General features: G+C 68.3%; 14 protein-coding genes. 6 read left to right on the top strand and 8 right to left on the bottom strand.

Annotated elements, in window-relative coordinates:
* Window positions 1-87: 87 nt before the first annotated feature.
* From AC0IXR_RS09475 to AC0IXR_RS09450, 6 genes are all read right to left on the bottom strand, one after another.
* Window positions 88-1,170 carry an ABC transporter permease gene (locus AC0IXR_RS09475; protein ID WP_471760529.1) on the bottom strand — a complete coding sequence of 361 codons (1,083 nt, stop codon included), beginning with the start codon at window positions 1,168-1,170 and terminating at the stop codon, window positions 88-90.
* Window positions 1,167-2,090, bottom strand: a complete 924-nt coding sequence (locus AC0IXR_RS09470; protein ID WP_471760528.1) for an ABC transporter permease — start codon at window positions 2,088-2,090, stop codon at window positions 1,167-1,169. The genes AC0IXR_RS09475 and AC0IXR_RS09470 overlap by 4 nt, the downstream gene beginning before the upstream one ends.
* Before the next feature lie 16 nt (window positions 2,091-2,106).
* A complete protein-coding gene (locus tag AC0IXR_RS09465; RefSeq protein WP_471760527.1) occupies window positions 2,107-3,705 on the bottom strand; it encodes a peptide ABC transporter substrate-binding protein in 1,599 nt (532 codons plus the stop codon).
* Between the two features lie 8 nt (window positions 3,706-3,713).
* Window positions 3,714-4,148, bottom strand: a complete 435-nt coding sequence (locus AC0IXR_RS09460; RefSeq protein WP_056425465.1) for a GlcG/HbpS family heme-binding protein — start codon at window positions 4,146-4,148, stop codon at window positions 3,714-3,716.
* 73 nt (window positions 4,149-4,221) lie between these two features.
* The gene (locus AC0IXR_RS09455) at window positions 4,222-5,229 is read right to left on the bottom strand and encodes an alpha/beta fold hydrolase (protein ID WP_471760526.1); all 1,008 of its coding nucleotides are present in this window, start codon (window positions 5,227-5,229) and stop codon (window positions 4,222-4,224) included.
* Between the two features lie 72 nt (window positions 5,230-5,301).
* On the bottom strand, window positions 5,302-7,176 hold the full coding sequence (locus tag AC0IXR_RS09450) for an ABC-F family ATP-binding cassette domain-containing protein (RefSeq protein ID WP_471760525.1): 1,875 nt from the start codon (window positions 7,174-7,176) through the stop codon (window positions 5,302-5,304).
* 107 nt (window positions 7,177-7,283) lie between these two features.
* Between AC0IXR_RS09450 and AC0IXR_RS09445 the strand changes: the two genes are divergently transcribed.
* Complete coding sequence (locus tag AC0IXR_RS09445) at window positions 7,284-8,219, top strand: AEC family transporter (protein WP_056425153.1); 936 nt, start codon at window positions 7,284-7,286, stop codon at window positions 8,217-8,219.
* A 20-nt stretch (window positions 8,220-8,239) separates the two neighbouring features.
* Here AC0IXR_RS09445 and AC0IXR_RS09440 read toward each other — a convergent pair whose 3' ends face one another.
* On the bottom strand, window positions 8,240-9,190 hold the full coding sequence (locus tag AC0IXR_RS09440) for a UDP-3-O-acyl-N-acetylglucosamine deacetylase (protein ID WP_471760524.1): 951 nt from the start codon (window positions 9,188-9,190) through the stop codon (window positions 8,240-8,242).
* A 369-nt stretch (window positions 9,191-9,559) separates the two neighbouring features.
* Between AC0IXR_RS09440 and AC0IXR_RS09435 the strand changes: the two genes are divergently transcribed.
* From AC0IXR_RS09435 to AC0IXR_RS09420, 4 genes are read left to right on the top strand one after another with little or no spacing between them, the layout of a single operon-like run.
* Window positions 9,560-10,252 (top strand): Crp/Fnr family transcriptional regulator, encoded by a 693-nt coding sequence (locus AC0IXR_RS09435; protein ID WP_018043200.1) that lies wholly within the window; start codon window positions 9,560-9,562, stop codon window positions 10,250-10,252.
* Window positions 10,249-11,334: an ABC transporter ATP-binding protein gene (locus tag AC0IXR_RS09430; RefSeq protein ID WP_471760523.1), complete on the top strand. Its 1,086-nt coding sequence runs from the start codon at window positions 10,249-10,251 to the stop codon at window positions 11,332-11,334. Before AC0IXR_RS09435 ends, AC0IXR_RS09430 begins: the two co-directional genes overlap by 4 nt.
* On the top strand, window positions 11,334-12,221 hold the full coding sequence (locus AC0IXR_RS09425; protein WP_461223080.1) for an ABC transporter permease: 888 nt from the start codon (window positions 11,334-11,336) through the stop codon (window positions 12,219-12,221). Before AC0IXR_RS09430 ends, AC0IXR_RS09425 begins: the two co-directional genes overlap by 1 nt.
* Window positions 12,218-13,003: an ABC transporter permease subunit gene (locus tag AC0IXR_RS09420; RefSeq protein ID WP_419953766.1), complete on the top strand. Its 786-nt coding sequence runs from the start codon at window positions 12,218-12,220 to the stop codon at window positions 13,001-13,003. The genes AC0IXR_RS09425 and AC0IXR_RS09420 overlap by 4 nt, the downstream gene beginning before the upstream one ends.
* Here the strand turns inward: AC0IXR_RS09420 and AC0IXR_RS09415 are convergent.
* Window positions 12,991-14,922, bottom strand: coding sequence for an AsmA family protein (locus tag AC0IXR_RS09415; RefSeq protein ID WP_471760522.1), 1,932 nt, complete (start codon window positions 14,920-14,922; stop codon window positions 12,991-12,993). The genes AC0IXR_RS09420 and AC0IXR_RS09415 overlap by 13 nt on opposite strands.
* 426 nt (window positions 14,923-15,348) lie before the next feature.
* On the opposite strand from AC0IXR_RS09415, the gene AC0IXR_RS09410 reads away from it, so the two are divergent.
* Window positions 15,349-16,080 carry a CoA transferase subunit A gene (locus AC0IXR_RS09410; RefSeq protein WP_471760521.1) on the top strand — a complete coding sequence of 244 codons (732 nt, stop codon included), beginning with the start codon at window positions 15,349-15,351 and terminating at the stop codon, window positions 16,078-16,080.
* Window positions 16,081-16,098 lie beyond the last annotated feature (18 nt).

The following is a 16,098-nucleotide window of genomic DNA, read 5'->3' as shown; positions in this document are numbered from 1 at the left end:
GGTTGGACACCTGCCTTCTGCCGGCGCGCGTCGCAGGGCTTCCGCCTGTGGCTGCCGAGGGACGCTCGCGCGTTCTCGGCCGGACCGTCAGGTCTCCGAAAGGCGCGGATCGAGGGCATCGGCGAGACCGTCGCCGATCGTGTTGAGGGCGATGAGGGTCAGGACGAGGAAGGCGGCGGGGCCGGCGAGCATCCACGGGGCGGATTCGAGGGTGCGCGCGCCATCCGCGATCAGTGCCCCCCAGCTGGTGGCCGGCTCCTGCACCCCGAGGCCGAGGAACGACAGGAAGCTCTCCAGCAGGATCACCTTGGGCACGAGCAGGGTCGCCGCCACCGTGACGGGACCGAGGGTGTTCGGGACGATATGGCGCCAGAGGATGGCCGGCGTCGAAAGCCCGAGCGCCTCGGCCGCACGCACGAAGTCGCGGGCGCGTAGCGACAGGGTCTGGGCGCGCACGAGGCGGGCCATGTCGAGCCATTCCACCGCGCCGATCGCCACCAGGATCAGCCCCAATCCGGAGCGGAAGAACACCAGCAGCATGATGACGAAGAAGACGAAGGGCAGGGCGTAGAGGATGTCGACGATGCGCATCATCACCGCGTCGGCCACACCCCCGAGGTAGCCGGCCGCCGCGCCGTAGGCGATCCCGATCAGCAGCGCCACGGCGGTGGCGACGCCACCGATGAGGAGCGAGACCCGCCCCGCGACGAGGCTGCGGGTGAGGAGGTCCCGCCCCAGCATGTCGGTTCCCATGAGGAAGCGCAGGCGGCCGAGCGGCGCCTCGACGACGAGGCGGCGACCCTCGTCGAGACGCGCGACGACACGGGGGGCGCCGAACAGGTCGGACCGGGGGAGATAGGCGAGGACGCGCTCGTCGACGGGCCTGGCCGGGTCCGACACCACCATGCGGACGCGGTCGCCCGAGACGGTGACGTCCGAGACCGAGACACGCATGCGGAAAGCGAGGCGGGTCAGTGCCGGAGCGACCTCCCCGGGCTCGGGATGAGCGGCGAGGCCGGGCGCGATGCGGACGAGATCGGGATAGATCCGCCCGGGTTCGTGGCCGGTGAGGAACGGCCCGACGAGGCAGGCGAGCATCATCGAGACGAGGATCAAAGAGGCGGCAAGGGCGCCGCGGTTGCGCGCGAACCGGGTCCAAACGCGGCTCATCGCCCGTGCCTCAGGCGCGGATCGAGGAGCGCACAGGCGATGTCGGCGACGATGTTGAGCAGGGTGACGAACAACCCCACGAGGATCACGGTGCCCATCACCAGGGTGTAGTCGCGGTTGAGCGCCCCATCGACGAAGGCCCGCCCGATCCCGGGCAAGCCGAAGATCGTCTCCACCACCACCGACCCCGTCAGCAGCCCGGCCGCCACGGGCCCGAGGATCGCGACCACGGGCAGCAGCGCCCCGCGCAGGGCATGGCGGGCGACGCGTCGGGGCGGCAGGCCCATGGCACGCATGGTGCGGACCGGCTGGGCGTTCAGGGTCTCGTTGAGGGACGTCCGCGTCAGCCGGGCGATGGCGCCGATCTGCGGCAGCGCGAGGGTGAGGACGGGAAGCACCAGATGCGAGGGCGCGCCGCCCTCCCAGCTGCCCACCGGCAACCAGCGCAGGCTCAGGCCGAACACGATCTGGAGCAGGGGCGCCACGACGAAAGTCGGGATCGCCAGGGTCAGCCCGGCGAGAAGGCCGATGGCCCGGTCGATCCCTCCGCCGCGCCGGAACGCCGCCCAGGCTCCGAGGCCGATTCCGACGCTCAGGGACAGAAGGAGGGCGAGGCCGCCGAGGGTCATGGAGACGGGCAGGCCACGCGCGAACAGGTCGGCCACGGTCAGGTCGCGGAACGAGAAGGAGGGGCCGAGATCACCCTGGATCAGCGCGGCGAGATAGCGGCCGTATTGGACGATGAGGGGCTGGTCGAGGCCGTAGAGACGGGCGAGATTCTGCATCGCCGCCGGCGGCAGCGGACGCTCCAAGTCGAAGGGTCCACCGGGGGCGAGGCGGATCAGGAAGAAGCTGCCGGTGACGACGAGGAACAAGGTCGGGATCGCCTGGGCGAGGCGGCGCAGGACGAAGCCGATCATGCCGGGATCCCGCCCATCACGCGTCGAGCTTCAGGAAACGCGTCGGCGACGCGTTGCGCGGGTTCGGGTGATAGCCGGTGAGACGGGCCGAGATCAGTGCCTTCGACCGGGTGTGAAGCACCGGGATCCACGGCAACTCGTCGAGGATGATCGCCTCGGCCCGGAACAGGAGGTCGGCCCGCCTGGCGAGATCCCGCTCGGCGGCCGCCTCGCGCATCAGCCCGTCATAGGCCGGATTGCTGTAACGGCCGGGGTTGAGCCCGTCATTGCCGGTCTCAAGGAGGAACAGGAAATTCTGCGGATCGGAGTAATCGGCGACCCAGGACATGCGGGCCACATCGAAATCGCCGCCATCGCGCAGATGGGCGAAATGGGTCTTGGCATCGGTATAGACGAGGCGCGTCTCGACGCCGATGCCCCGCCACATGTCGGTGAGAGCGACCGCCGCGTTGCGGTTGTTGTCGGTGCTGTTGAAGCGATACTCGACCCGGAGGGGCTTGCCGCCGGGCCCGAAGCCGGCCTCGGCGAGGAGTGACCGCGCCTCCTCCTCACGGTCGATGGGCATCGCGTTCCGCCCGGCGAGTTCCGGCGGCGTGCGGTAATTGTCGAGGCCCGGCGGGCAGAGGGAATAGGCCGGCGCCATGGTCTCGCCCCACAGTCTCTCGGCCAGGAATTCACGATCGATCACAAGGGACAGGGCCTGTCGCACCCGGACGTCGTCGAACGGGGGCTTCCGGATATTGACGGCCAGGGCATAGAGCCCGAGCGACGGACCGAGGACGACCTGACCACCGAACCTCTCCTTCAGCGAGGCCATCTGGTCCCCCGGCAGGTCGGCGAGGGAATCGATCTCGCCGGCGGCGTAGCGGCGGACCGCGCTGGAGAGATCCGGTGTCGGCAGGAAGGCCACCGTCTCGATCGAGACGCCGGCCGCCGCATGGAAAAAACGGTTGCGTGTCAGTGTGATACGGTCGTTCGGCACCCAATCGACGAGGGCGTAGGCACCGTTGCTGACGAGGTTGCCCGGCCGGGTGAAGGCATCGCCGAAGCGCGCGATGGAGGGCGGATGCACCGGCAGGGAGGTCTGGTGGGTGAGGAGTTCGAGGAGGTAGGGCGTCGGCCGGTCGAGGGTGATGACGAGGGTCCGCGCATCCGGCGCCGTCACGCCGAGGCTCTCCGGCGCCGCCTCGCCCTGGTTCACGGCGCGGGCGTTCATCAGCGGATACAGCACTTCGGCATATTTCGCCGCCGTCGCGGGGTGCAGGATCCGGCGCAGGCCGAAGACGAAATCCGCCGCCACGACCGGATCGCCGTTCGACCAGCGCCCGTCCTCGCGCAGATGAAACGTGTAGGTCAGGGCGTCGTCCGAGACAGTCCAATGCGTCGCCGCACCCGGGATGATGGCCCCGTGATTGTCGTAGGTCAGCAGCCCCTCGTAGAGGTCGCGCAGGATATGCGCCTCCGCCACGGTGGAGGATTTATGCGGATCGAGAGTTTCCGGATCGGCATCGTTACCGCGCCGGTAGACCGGCCCGCCGGTCGCGCGCGCCGAGCTTGTTCCAGCCACGAGCAGAGCACCGCCACCGAGGAGGCAGGCCCGGCGGTCGGGGCGCATGGCGGCGCTCAGGCGCCGGTCTGCGCGGTGAATCCAGCGGCTTCGATCCCGGCGAGCGCGCAGAGTTCGTCGTTGTCGGAGGTATCGCCCGAGATGCCCACGGCGCCGATGACCGCATCGCCATCGCGGATCAGGACACCGCCCGGCACCGGCACCAGCGCGGCCGGACCGACGAGATGGCTCACGGCCGCCACGAAATAGGCCTGCTCCTCTGCCCGTTTGTGGATTGCGCGCCCGCCGAGGCCAAGCGCCAAGCAACCATTGGCCTTGCCCATGGCGACCTCCGCGCGGCGCAGCGACGTCCCGTCCTCGGCGCCCAGCGCCTTCAGGGCGCCACGCGCATCGTAGACCACCACCGCGAGGGGCTTCAGGCTGTGCGAGCGGGCCGTCTTAAGGGCGGTGGCGACGATGGTCTGGGCGGCGGCGAGGGTCAGGTCGGGCATCGGCTTACCGGGGCGATCTGTTGCGGGTCGGTCCCGACGTAACCCGCCCCGCGGCGCCGGACCAGCCCCGGCCTCATGCGACGCGATCGGCCTGGAACGCATCGTAGCGTCGTGCCACCGCCGACATATCCTCGAAATGCGGGAAGGCCCCGGTGGGCAGGACGTCGACGGTCCAGTTCGGGCGGCCGGCGACACGGTCGGCATGGCGGTAATCGACAAAATCGCCGCGCACCCCGTGGATCATCCAGACCGGGAGGGTGAGCGCCTCGTAGAACCGCCCCGGCGCATCGGGAAACAAGGCCCCGGACAGGAACGAGAACGGCGCATGCCGGGCGCCGGGACGATGGGCGGAGGCGTAGTCGTAGGCGAGCAGACCCTCGTCGATGTCCTTCGAGCCCCAGGTCTTTTCCAGGAAGAAGCGCATGCTCGGCCGGCTCACCAGGAGATCGAACAGCGGCTCCCCCCAGAGCGGGGCGTTCAGCATGGTGCGGGCGACGGCCCCACCGTGTCGCGTCCGGTCGCGGTGCCGGCCGACGAAACGGGCATCGAAGCCGGTCGGACTGACGAGGCCGAGACTGCGATAGGCGCCCGGTTCCTCGAGAGCGGCGGCGGCGAGATACTCGCAAGATAGGGAGAGGGCGACGGCATCGATCTCCCCGCCACCATGCCGATGTCGGATCTCGGCGGTGACGGCCCGGATTGCATCGGACATCAGGCGTGGGGTGTAGACCCGGTCGCTGCGCTCGGAAAAACCGAACCCCGGCAGGTCGAGCGCGTAGACCGGACGGCTCCCCGCGTAGTGCCGGTAGAGCGGGCGAACCTCGTAGGCATTGGCCGCCGCGTTCACCGAGTGGATCAGCAGCAGCGGGACGCCGGGCGCGGACGCGCTCCCATAGAGGCCGATCCCACCGGCCGGCGTCTCGAGGCATTCATGCCGGCCGGGCAGGGCCGGGTGGAGCGTCTGGTGGTGGTCGATCCCGAAACGGCTATAGGCGATCCACGCGCCGGCAGCACCGAGAGGTAGCAACGCGAGCTTGGCGGCGAGGGGCAGGGATCGATCGCGCCGGATCAGGTCGGGCATAGGGTCGTCCGCGTGATGGATCGGGTGCGGGAAACGCGAGGCGGCGCCGGTTGATCCCGGCCGCCGGACGCATCACGCCGTCGCGCCCTCAATCTCGCCGCTGAGCTCCAGCCATTCCTCCTCGGCCGCCTCCAGCGCGGCGGCGGCGTCGGAGCGCATCTTTGCGAGTTCTCCGGCCTTGGCGGCATTGGTCTGGAAGGCGGTGCCGTCGGCGAGCGCCGCGTCGATCTTGGTCATGGCGTCGGTGAGCTTCTTCATCCGCGCCTCGACGCCCTCCAGCTTCTTGCGCAGGGGAGCCAAAGCCACGCGGCGGTCGGCGTTGGAGCGGCGCTCCAGTGCCTTCACTCCGCCGGCGGCCTCGGACGCGCCCTTCTCCGCCTCGCGTTCGGGACCCGCGAGGACGAAGCGGCGGTAATCGTCCATGTCGCCGTCGAAGGCCTTCACGCTGCCGTTCGCCACGAGCCAGAGCCGGTCGGCGCAGGCCTCCACCAGGAAGCGGTCGTGGCTCACCAGGATGACTGCCCCCTCGTAGTCGTTGATCGCCTCCACCAGGGCCTGCCGGCTCTCGATATCGAGGTGGTTGGTGGGCTCGTCGAGGATCAGGAGATGCGGCCCCTTGAAGGCCGCGAGGCCCATCAGCAGGCGCGCCTTCTCACCGCCCGAGAGCTGCGAGACCGGCGTCTCGGATTTCGTACCCGAGAAACCGAGGCGGGCGGCGGCAGCGCGCGCCTTCGATTCCGGCACGTCCGGCATCAGGTCGCGGACATGGGCGTAGGCGCTCTCGGCGGGCCGCAATTCGTCGAGCTGGTGCTGGGCGAAATAGGCCACCTCCATCTTGCCCGAGCGCCGCATCTCGCCGCTCAAAGGGGGCAGGCGCCCGCCGATGAGCTTGCAGAAGGTGGACTTGCCGTTGCCGTTGGCGCCCAGCAACGCGACCCGGTCGTCGGGGGCGAGGCTGAGGTTGAGCCCCGAGAGCACGATCCGGTCCGGGTAGCCCGCCTGTACCCGCTCCATGGCGACGATGGGCGGCGAGAGCGGCCGCTCCGGGCTCGGCAGGCGGAAGGCCGGCACGTCGTCCTCGATCACCGAGGCGATGATCTCCATCTTGGCAAGGCGCTTGACGCGGGACTGGGCCTGGCGCGCCTTCGTGGCCTTGGCCTTGAATCGGTCGACGAAGCTCTGGAGATGCGCGCGCTCCGCATCCTGCTTGGCCTTCGCCTTCGACTGGAGCACGCGCTTCTCGGCGACCTGCCGGGCGAAGGAGGTATAGCCGCCCCGGTAGATGCTGAGCTTGCCGCGGTCGAGATGCAGGATGTGGTCGACGCATTCGTCGAGCAGGTCGCGGTCGTGGGAGATGATCACGGCGGTGCGCGGATAACGCTCCAGGTAGTCGTAGAGCCAGATCGTGCCCTCGATATCGAGGTAGTTGGTGGGCTCGTCGAGGAGCAGCAGGTCGGGTTCGGAGAACAGCACGGCGGCCAGCGCCACACGCATGCGCCATCCGCCCGAGAAGTCGGAACAGGGCCGCCCCTGCGCCTCAGCATCGAAGCCGAGGCCGTGCAGGATGGCGGCGGCGCGGGCGGGCGCCGAATGCGCCTCGATATCCACGAGCCGGGTCTCGATCTCGGCCCGGCGCAAGCCATCGGCAAGCTCCGCCTCGGCCATCAGGCGCGCCCGCTCGGTATCGGCAGCGAGCACGACGGAATGCAGCGTTTCAGGGCCGGCCGGAGCTTCCTGCGCCACGGCGCCGATGCGCATGCCCTTTGGCATCGATACGGTGCCGCCCTCGGTGGGCAACTCACCGAGGATCGCCTTGAACAGCGTCGTCTTGCCCGCGCCGTTGCGGCCAACGAGCCCGACGCGGGCCCGGTCCGGAATGACGAAAGTGGCGCCGTCGAGGATCAGACGTTCGCCGATGCGGTAGGTGAGGTCGTTGACGCGGAGCATGGAAGGCTTCTGGCGGCGCAAGGCGAGGGTTGCAAGGGGAGCGTCGCCAAGGGACGGGCAGGGGGGTGCCGTATCCGGCAGAGGCAGAGCGTTGTAATCGGGCGGCCATGACGCTGACGCTTCTCGCTGCCCTCTTGCCGATTGCTCTCCTGATTGGGTTCGGCGCGGCCCTGCGCCGCCTCGGCTTCCTCGCCGAAAGCTTCTGGCCGCAGGCCGAACGCCTTGCTTATTACGTCCTGCTGCCGAGCCTTCTTCTGGACAGCCTCGCCACCGCGCAACTCGCCGATGTCCCCGTCGGTGCGCTCGCCCTGGTCCTGGTTCTCTCGACCCTGGCGGTGGCGGGTCTGACGCTGGCGGCCGGACCACGCCTCGGCTTCGGCGGACCGGCCTTCACCTCGGTGTTCCAGGGTGGGATCCGCTTCAACAACTACGTGGGAGTTTCGGCGGCGGCCGGTCTCTACGGCGCTCAGGGCATCGCACTGGCGGCGGTGGCGAACGCCGCGATCGTACCGACGGTCAATGTCCTGTGCGTGCTGATCTTCGCCCGTTTCGGCACGGCAGGGAGGCCTTCGGCCCTCGGCCTCGCGCGGCAGATCGTCCTCAACCCTCTTGTCATCGGCAGCCTCGGCGGCATCGCACTCCAGGCCTCGGGGCTCGGCCTGCCACCGGGACTCGAGCCGATGCTGCGGGCCCTGGGGCAGGCCTCGCTGCCGCTGGGCCTGCTCTGCGTCGGAGCCGCCCTCGATTTCGGGTCGGCGCGAAGCTGGATCAGGCCGGTCGCCGTGGCGTCCCTGATCAAGTTCGGGCTGATGCCGGCCGCCACGATCCTCGCCTGCCTCGCCATGGGGCTCAAGGGTCCGGCCGCGGTGACGGCCCTGCTGTTCCAGACCCTGCCGACCGCGTCATCGTCCTACATCATGTCGCGCCAGCTCGGAGGAGACGCACCTTTGATGGCGGGGATCACGGCGACCCAGACCGTGATCGCCGGGGCGGCGCTCCCCCTCGTCCTGGCCCTCGTTCTGGCTTTGACCGGGATCGGCTAAGCCCACCCGCGGGATTCGCCTCAGACCAGTTCCCAGGCGGCGGGATCCTTCATCAGGGCCGCGACCAGGGCGTGGTTCAGTTCATGCCCGGTATGCGCCGCCTCGATACGGCCGAGGATCGGCCGTCCCGCCAACGCGAGATCGCCGACGAGGTCGAGCATGCGGTGACGCACCGGTTCGTCGGGCACGGTCATCCCGCCGATGATCCGCCCGCCGACGATACAGGCAGTCGAGGAGAGGTTCGCCCCCCGCAGCAACGGCTTGCGCAGGAGCGTGCCGTAAATCTTGGCCGGAATCGCCCATTTGGCCCGTCCGAAGCTGCGCGACGGGGCCAATTGCTGAGTAAACACCTCCGGCGTGATCGTGCCCGACCAATGCATGGCATCGAAATGGGAGAGTTCGAGACGGCCAGAGAGATGAAGCGCGTCGGCCGGCTCGATCCTCAACGTCCTGTGATCCTGGCGGACCTCGACGGGCCGCAGCACGCGGATGCTGCGCAAAGGCGTGTCGCTTTCGGTCCGACCGCTCGCATGCAATGCCTGGCACCAGGGCAGGGCGCCCCCGTCGAAGATCGGCAGTTCCTCCGCGTCGAGGCAAACGAGCGCGTTGTCGATGCGATACGCGGCGAGCGCGGCCAGGAGATGCTCCACGGTGCGGACCAGCGGTCCTTCGGACGATCGCAAGGCGGTGCAGAGTGGCTGCGTCTCGCGAAAGGTCCATAAGGCTGGCACATCGACGGTGCGCGCTCGCCTGAAGCTTCGCCGGAAGACGATGCCGTGGTCGTCACGGGCGGGCGCGACGGTGACCGTGACGCGACCCCCGGTATGCAGGCCGTAACCTGTCAGAGAGAAGCTCGCGGACAGCGTCGCCTGCCGGGGGCGAGCAGTCGGCGAAGCCACCTCGCGCACGGCCTGGACCGATAGGGCGAGCGAATTCGCGGCGGCGTCATGCGGCGAGGCGAATCCTGGCACAAGCCCCGATTGCCCTGGCAGACGGTTCGCATCTTCAACGTCCGTCGATGACGCGGAGCTCACCAGCATGTCTCGGGTCCCAGCGCGATCAACCGGGATTGTCATCCGACAGGCGGTTCATTCTGTGCGTGCGCTTAGCTTAACCCAGATCAGTTGCAAAGGCAGGTAAACTGCGCGCGATGAGGGTTTTCATTCTCCCGTCCGATGGCCAAGCCGCAGCCAATGCCGGCGCTCGATAGGTCGGACTCATCGAGACCTGGTATGAATCGAATATCCAACGACACGACTTTTGGTAGGGATGGTCCAACGGAATGGGTTGACCCACAGGACCGGCAGCTTAACGATCACTCGCTTTAGGAGATGATACCCGTGACTGCAGGACGGCTGGCGACAATCCCCTTCTTCAAGGAGCCGGGAATCGAGCTGTCGACCTATGAGACCCGCTGCCACTGGCGCCGGTTCGACGAGAACGAAGTCCTGGTCGATTACGACGACATCTCCACCGACGTGTATTTCCTCGCCTCCGGCGAGGTCCGCATCCTGAATCGCTCACAATCGGGCAAGGAAGTCATCCTCGGCGAGATGCGGGGCGGCGCGTTCTTCGGTGAGCTCGCGGCTCTGGACGGGATCGGCCGCTCGGCCAACGTCACCGCCCTGACCCGCGGCGAGGTCTGTGTCGTTCCGGCCCCGATCTTCCGGCAGATGATCTTCGCCTCGGAGGCCATTGCCGACCGGCTGTTCCGCCTTCTCGCCAAGCGCGTGCGCGAGCTCAACACGCGGCTGATGGAACACGCGCTGCTCGACCTGCGCCACCGGCTCTATGCCGAGTTGTTGCGCCTGTCCGTGCCGCGCGCCGGCGGCGACGGGGAACGGGTGGTGACGCCGCCGCCCTATCACCACGTGCTGGCCGCCCGTATCGGCTGCCGGCGCGAGCAGGTGACCCGTGAGTTCACCGTGATGGCGGCAGACGGCCTGATCGACCGGACCAGAGGCGCCCTGGTCATCCGCCGTCCGGACCTGCTCGAGGCACGGGTCGCCGAAGCCTTGCGCGAGGACAATTGACGGCGCGGAACACTGTGGCTCCGTTCCTCACCCTCGAACGGCTGACCAAGACGTTCGGTGCACAAGTTGCGGTCGCGGATCTTTCGCTCGCTGTGTCAGCCGGGGAAATTCTCTGCCTGCTAGGCCCCTCCGGCTGCGGCAAGAGCACGTTGCTGCGCCTGATCGCCGGATTCGAGACGCCGACAGGTGGCGCAATCCGCCTCGACGGCGTCGATCTCACCGGCCTCGCTCCGCACAGGCGACCGGTGAACATGATGTTCCAATCCTATGCGCTGTTCCCGCATCTCAGCGTCAGCCGCAACATCGCCTACGGGCTGAACGGCCTCCGCCGCTCGGCCGCTGCCGCCCGCGTGGAGGAGTTGCTGCGCCTGGTACAGTTGGAGGATTTCGGGAACCGACGTCCCGAGACCTTGTCCGGAGGCCAGCGCCAGCGCGTCGCCCTCGCGCGGGCGCTGGCGCGCGAACCGAAGGTGCTCCTCCTCGACGAGCCACTCGGCGCGCTCGACCGGGGCCTGCGCGAGCAGACCCAGGGCGAGTTGCGCGCGATTCAGCGCCGCCTCGGCACCGCCTTCGTCATCGTCACCCACGATCCTTCGGAGGCCATGGCGCTCGCCGACAGGATCGGCGTGATGGACAAGGGCCGCCTCGTCCAGGTCGGCCGGTCCGAGACGCTCTACGAACGGCCTGTCAACCGCTTCGTCGCCGGCTTGCTCGGCGACGTGAACCTCATCCCGGGGACGGTCCGGGACGCCGACGGCGCGCTGGTGCAGGTCGAGACCGCCCTTGGGCCCATCTTCGCATCCGGGGAGGGCGCCCCGTCCACCGGTACCCACGCGGTGATCGCCCTGCGCCCCGAGCGTCTGGCGGCATCCACCATCGACGGGGTGGCCGCCGGGGATCGCAATACTCTCGACGGTCAGGTTGAGGCCTCGACCTATCTCGGCGACCACATCCGCCTCGACATCCGCATGCGGGATGGCAGCACGATCCGCGCGAACATGCCCGCCGGAACCGGGATCGCCAGCGAGACTCATGTGCGCCTGTCCTTCGCGCCGGATGCCGCGACCGTCATGGCGGCGTGATGAAGCGACTTCTCCCGGTCGCTCCGTATCTGTGGCTGGCCGCCTTCGTGCTGCTGCCCTGCCTCATCACCCTCAAGATCAGCCTGTCCTCACCGGCGACGGCGCAGCCGCCCTACCTGCCGGTGCTCGACTGGAGCGCGGGTATCGACGGATGGGGCGCGTTCCTGGAAGCCCTGGATTTCGCCAATTTCGAGACCCTTGCCGGCGACAGCCTGTATCGCGACGCGGCCCTCTCGTCCCTGCTCTACGCGGGCATGGCGACGGCGATCCTGGTGATCGTCGGCACGCCCATCGCCCATGCGCTCGCCCGCTCACCGGCCCGGCTCCAGCCGCTTCTGGTAGCGCTAGTGATCGTACCGTTCTGGACGAGCTTTCTCATCCGCATCTATGCCTGGATCGCGATCCTGAAGCCCGAGGGCCTGCTGAATGCCGGACTGATCTGGACCGGCCTCATCGCCAGCCCCCTGGACATCCTGAACACACCCGCCGCGGTGATGATCGGCCTGACCTACGCCTACCTGCCGTTCATGGTGCTGCCGCTCTATGCGGTGCTTTCCCGCCTGGATCCAACCTTGACGGAAGCCGCCGCCGATCTCGGGGCCTCGCCGACGCGTGCCTTCTGGACCGTGACGCTGCCGCTGGCTCGGCCCGGTATCGCGGCGGGTGCGCTCCTGTGCTTCATCCCGATGGTCGGTGAGTTCATCATCCCCGACCTGCTGGGCGGTTCCGATACGCTGATGCTCGGCCGCGTTCTGTGGAGCGAGTTCTTCTCGAACCGCGACTGGCCCCTCGCCTCGGCGGTGGCGGTGCTGCTGCTCGTGCTCATCGTCGGACCGATCGTGCTGTTCCGTGATGCGGAGCGCGAGCGGGAGGACGTCGGCCGGTGAGTGTGCTCAACCGACTCAGCCTCGGGCTCGGCCTCGTCTTCCTCTACGCACCGATCGCCGTTCTCGTCGTCTTCTCGTTCAACGCCTCGTCCCTCGTGACGGTCTGGGGCGGGTTCTCGACGCGCTGGTACGGGGTGCTCGTCAATGACGGTCCACTGATCGCCGCCGCCCTGGTCTCGCTGAAAGTGGCCTCACTCGCCGCCCTCGTGGCGACACTCCTCGGCACGCTGGCGGCGCTGGCTCTCAACCGCAGCGGACGCTTTACCGGACGTAGCGGCTTCACCGGCCTCGTCTACGCGCCCATGGTGATGCCGGAGGTGATCACCGGCCTGTCGCTCCTGCTCCTTTTCGTCGGGCTCGGTCTCGACCGCGGCCTCGTGACCCTCGTCATCGCCCACGCCACCCTCGGCCTCGGCTTCGTCGCAGTGGTGGTCGGAGCGCGTCTGAAGGGACTCGACCGTTCCCTGGAAGAGGCAGCGGCGGATCTCGGGGCGGGCCCCTTTCGGGTTTTCGCGACCGTCACCCTGCCGCTGATCGCGCCGTCCCTGGTGGCGGCCTTCCTCCTCGCCTTCACCCTTTCCCTGGACGACCTCGTCATCGCGAGCTTCGTTTCGGGCCCGGGGGCGACGACATTGCCCATGCGGCTCTACAGCCAGGTCCGTCTCGGCGTGAACCCTGAGATCAACGCCGCGTCGACGCTCCTCGTCGGCGGCGTCACCGTCGTCGTCCTCGCGGCCTCGTTTCTCACCGGACGCCGCGGCGTAGGAAATCAGGGCACGTAGGCGCGCACCCTGGTCGGTAGATCGAGCGCACCCGTCCTCGGTCCCTGCATGTCATCGAGATTCAGGATCGAGCCGCCGCGGGAGTCGAGATCGGAACCGCCCTCGCGCGGGATGGTGCGAACAGCGACCGCGTCCCATGGGCCTTCGATGTCCAAGAGGGTGCCCTGAGGCAGGCTCGAAGAGCGGTTCGGCGGCGACATCGGCCGCAGGGCGGGATCTGCTGGGCTTCGCGGCAACAGTTCCGCCCGTGCGGCGAGGGTCCGCTCCGGCAGAGACAAGGTTCCCCGTAACGAGGCGGTGAGCGACGACGTCTTCAAAATACCATCGGCAATGTCGCCGACGCCATCGACGAAGCGCAGAGAGATTCCCGCGCGGTCGAACGGGGTGCGGGCGTTCCGGCGGGCCAAGGCACCGTCGGCGGCAACGCCATTGCGGTGCACCACGTCGGCGAGGTCGAGCCCGGCGAGGGTCCCGTTCTCCATGGCGAGGGACGAGCGTCCGTTGAGGTGGTCGATCAGGCTGGCCGCGGTGCGGCCCGATCCCTCGAGCGTGAATTGTCCCTGGGCGTTTCCGAGAAGCCAGCCCTCCTGCCCGAAATCGACCAGCAGGGCGCCGAGATCGAGCCGGTCGAATGCACCCTGGGCGCGCAACTCCGTCTCACCGCGGTCGGTGGCGGAGGTCGTGAGGCCGAACCGTCCCTTGACGATGCCCCCTCTGACCACGGCGCGAGCCAGAGAGCCCTCGACGCTGCCCTCGCGGACCAGAAGGCTGGAAGCGAGATCCTCCATCACCAGCGGCCCGAGCCGGGCAGTGCCGGCCGAGAGACGCAGGTCGAGGTCCCCTCCGGTGAAGGGGCGCAGCGCGAGACTTTGCCGGCTCCAGCCGCTGGCGTTCAAGGATTCGTCCGGGCCGAAGACCCGGATCAGGGTGGCGAGAGCGGGTGCGAGATTCAGGCTCTCGGCCGCCAAGGTCGCCTGAAGGGCCGGACGGCTCTCGGCGAAGCTGATCGATCCCGCACCTTCGAGGCTGTTGTCGCCAAGCCGCATTCGCATGGATGGCAGCAGGAGGGTCCGGCCCGAACTTTCGAACGTTCCGTCGATGGCGAGGCTATCGAGGAACGGCGACAGGGCGATATCCGTCCCCGCCCAGGTCAGGGTCTCGCGCAGGGAGCGCGATTGCAGGCTGCCCTGTCCGCGAAGCGACAATCCATCCGCGAAGCTGCCGCTTCCCTCAGCCGCCAGATTGCCGGCGGGCCAGGTCGCGCTGGCGGAAAAGGACGATTCCCTGCCGGAGAACAACTCGTCCAGCCTGACACCGGACAGCGAAAATTGGGTTGGCGTGTCGTTCCAGATAAAGCTTCCCGCCGCATTCATCTGGGACGACCAGAATGGCCAGGCCAGAACCAGATCGACATCGCGGGCGGTCTGGGCGCTGCCGTCGCGCGGGTCTCGGCCGGACAGCGTCGCGTCGGTCAGGCTGATACGACGCGGACGCGACGCGCCCCCCTGGGTCAGGCGCGCTCTCAGGCGCCGGAGCGGCTCGACCCAGCGCGAATCCCCGTCATCCTGGGGAAGGGTGATCGTGGTGCGTTCGAGGGAGAGGGTGTCAATCTCGATGCGGCCGGCGAGAAGGGCACGGATCCCGAGCTTGAGGGTGAGCGATCCGCCATCGGCGAGGAGCGGCCCGTCCAATGTCCCGGCGCTGAGTCGGACGCCCTCGAAATCGAGCCGGGGAATGGGCAGAAGCGCGACGCCCGCCGATCCTTCGGCCTTCATCGCAATTCCGTAATTGGTCGCCAGCGCCTTGCCGACGCCCCGCGTTAGGCGCGCGGATGCGACCGACCAGGGCAGACAGGCGGCGATCAGGGCAAGGACGAGGCTGCCGATACAGAGGGCCGGCAGGAGGCGACGGAGCGACATGTCTCTCCCTATCGGAGCAAAACCGCGACACGCGGTTGCGCGCGCGGCCTCGCCGAGCCGCCGCGATCGATCTTCGAAAACCTACCCCCCACTCTCTCCATAACGAGCGGGAAAGCATTTGTCTGCCATGCATCATTTCTCTGCCGTGGAGCATTCAGGAGCAGACCCCGGCAAGCCGTCACGCGCTTCTCCGGGCACCCCATTCTGCTACAGCTTTCGTGACCCCTCACCTTTCAGGCCCGTTGTTCCCTCGCAGGATCTTGCCGAAACGCCTTATCCTGGCGCAGAGACAGGGCAGACGGACACGGCCAGCCCCTGGTATACCTGAGCCTGACCTAAGCCGGGCCGGCGGGTTGGGATTGGCTCGCGTTTCGCAGGGCAGCCCGAAACGGCGCCAGGGACCGGATTCCGGGAGGAAGGCTTGAGATGAAGAAGGTATATTCCGACGCCACACAGGCGGTCGCCGGCTTGCTCAAGGATGGCATGACGATCATGGCCGGCGGCTTCGGCCTGTGCGGCATCCCCGACGAGCTGATCGATGCGATCCAGGCGTCAGGGGTCAAGGACCTCACCGTCATCTCCAACAATGCCGGCATCGACAATGTGGGCCTCGGCAAGCTGCTGCAGACCCGCCAGATCGCCAAGATGATCTCGTCCTATGTCGGCGAGAACAAGGAATTCGCCCGCCAGTATCTCGGCGGCGAGCTCGCCATCGAGTTCAACCCGCAGGGGACGCTGGCGGAGCGCATCCGTGCGGGCGGGGCGGGCATTCCGGCCTTCTTCACCAAGACCGGCGTCGGCACCCTCATCGCCGAGGGCAAGGAGGTGCGCGAGTTCGACGGCGAGAATTACGTGATGGAGCGGGGCCTCTTCGCCGATCTCGCCATCGTCCATGCCTGGAAGGGCGATACCGAAGGCAATCTCGTCTACCGGAAGACCGCCCGCAACTTCAATCCGATGATGGCCACGGCCGCCAAGGTGACGGTCGCCCAGGTGGAGCATCTGGTCCAGCCGGGCGAGATCGACGGCGACGCGATCCATACGCCGGGCATCTTCGTCAAGCGCATCATCCACGTGGCGATCCGCGAGAAGAGGATCGAGCAGCGCACCACGCGCAAGCGTGGCGAGACCGCCGTTTCCTCCGCAGCTGCCATCTGACATCCAAGGGAGACACCA

The sequence above is a fragment of the Methylobacterium sp. AC832 genome (genome assembly GCF_979256025.1).
This window is presented reverse-complemented; position numbering and strand designations above follow the sequence as displayed.

What these genes read in the sequence shown, in the direction of transcription:
- AC0IXR_RS09475 (WP_471760529.1), bottom strand. Translation starts at nt 1,170, where the DNA reads ATGAGCCGCGTTTGGACCCGGTTCGCGCGCAACCGCGGCGCCCTTGCC.
- AC0IXR_RS09470 (WP_471760528.1), bottom strand. Translation starts at nt 2,090, where the DNA reads ATGATCGGCTTCGTCCTGCGCCGCCTCGCCCAGGCGATCCCGACCTTG.
- AC0IXR_RS09445 (WP_056425153.1), top strand. Translation starts at nt 7,284, where the DNA reads ATGACGCTGACGCTTCTCGCTGCCCTCTTGCCGATTGCTCTCCTGATT.
- AC0IXR_RS09465 (WP_471760527.1), bottom strand. Translation starts at nt 3,705, where the DNA reads ATGCGCCCCGACCGCCGGGCCTGCCTCCTCGGTGGCGGTGCTCTGCTC.
- AC0IXR_RS09425 (WP_461223080.1), top strand. Translation starts at nt 11,334, where the DNA reads ATGAAGCGACTTCTCCCGGTCGCTCCGTATCTGTGGCTGGCCGCCTTC.
- AC0IXR_RS09455 (WP_471760526.1), bottom strand. Translation starts at nt 5,229, where the DNA reads ATGCCCGACCTGATCCGGCGCGATCGATCCCTGCCCCTCGCCGCCAAG.
- AC0IXR_RS09410 (WP_471760521.1), top strand. Translation starts at nt 15,349, where the DNA reads ATGAAGAAGGTATATTCCGACGCCACACAGGCGGTCGCCGGCTTGCTC.
- AC0IXR_RS09415 (WP_471760522.1), bottom strand. Translation starts at nt 14,922, where the DNA reads ATGTCGCTCCGTCGCCTCCTGCCGGCCCTCTGTATCGGCAGCCTCGTC.
- AC0IXR_RS09450 (WP_471760525.1), bottom strand. Translation starts at nt 7,176, where the DNA reads ATGCTCCGCGTCAACGACCTCACCTACCGCATCGGCGAACGTCTGATC.
- AC0IXR_RS09460 (WP_056425465.1), bottom strand. Translation starts at nt 4,148, where the DNA reads ATGCCCGACCTGACCCTCGCCGCCGCCCAGACCATCGTCGCCACCGCC.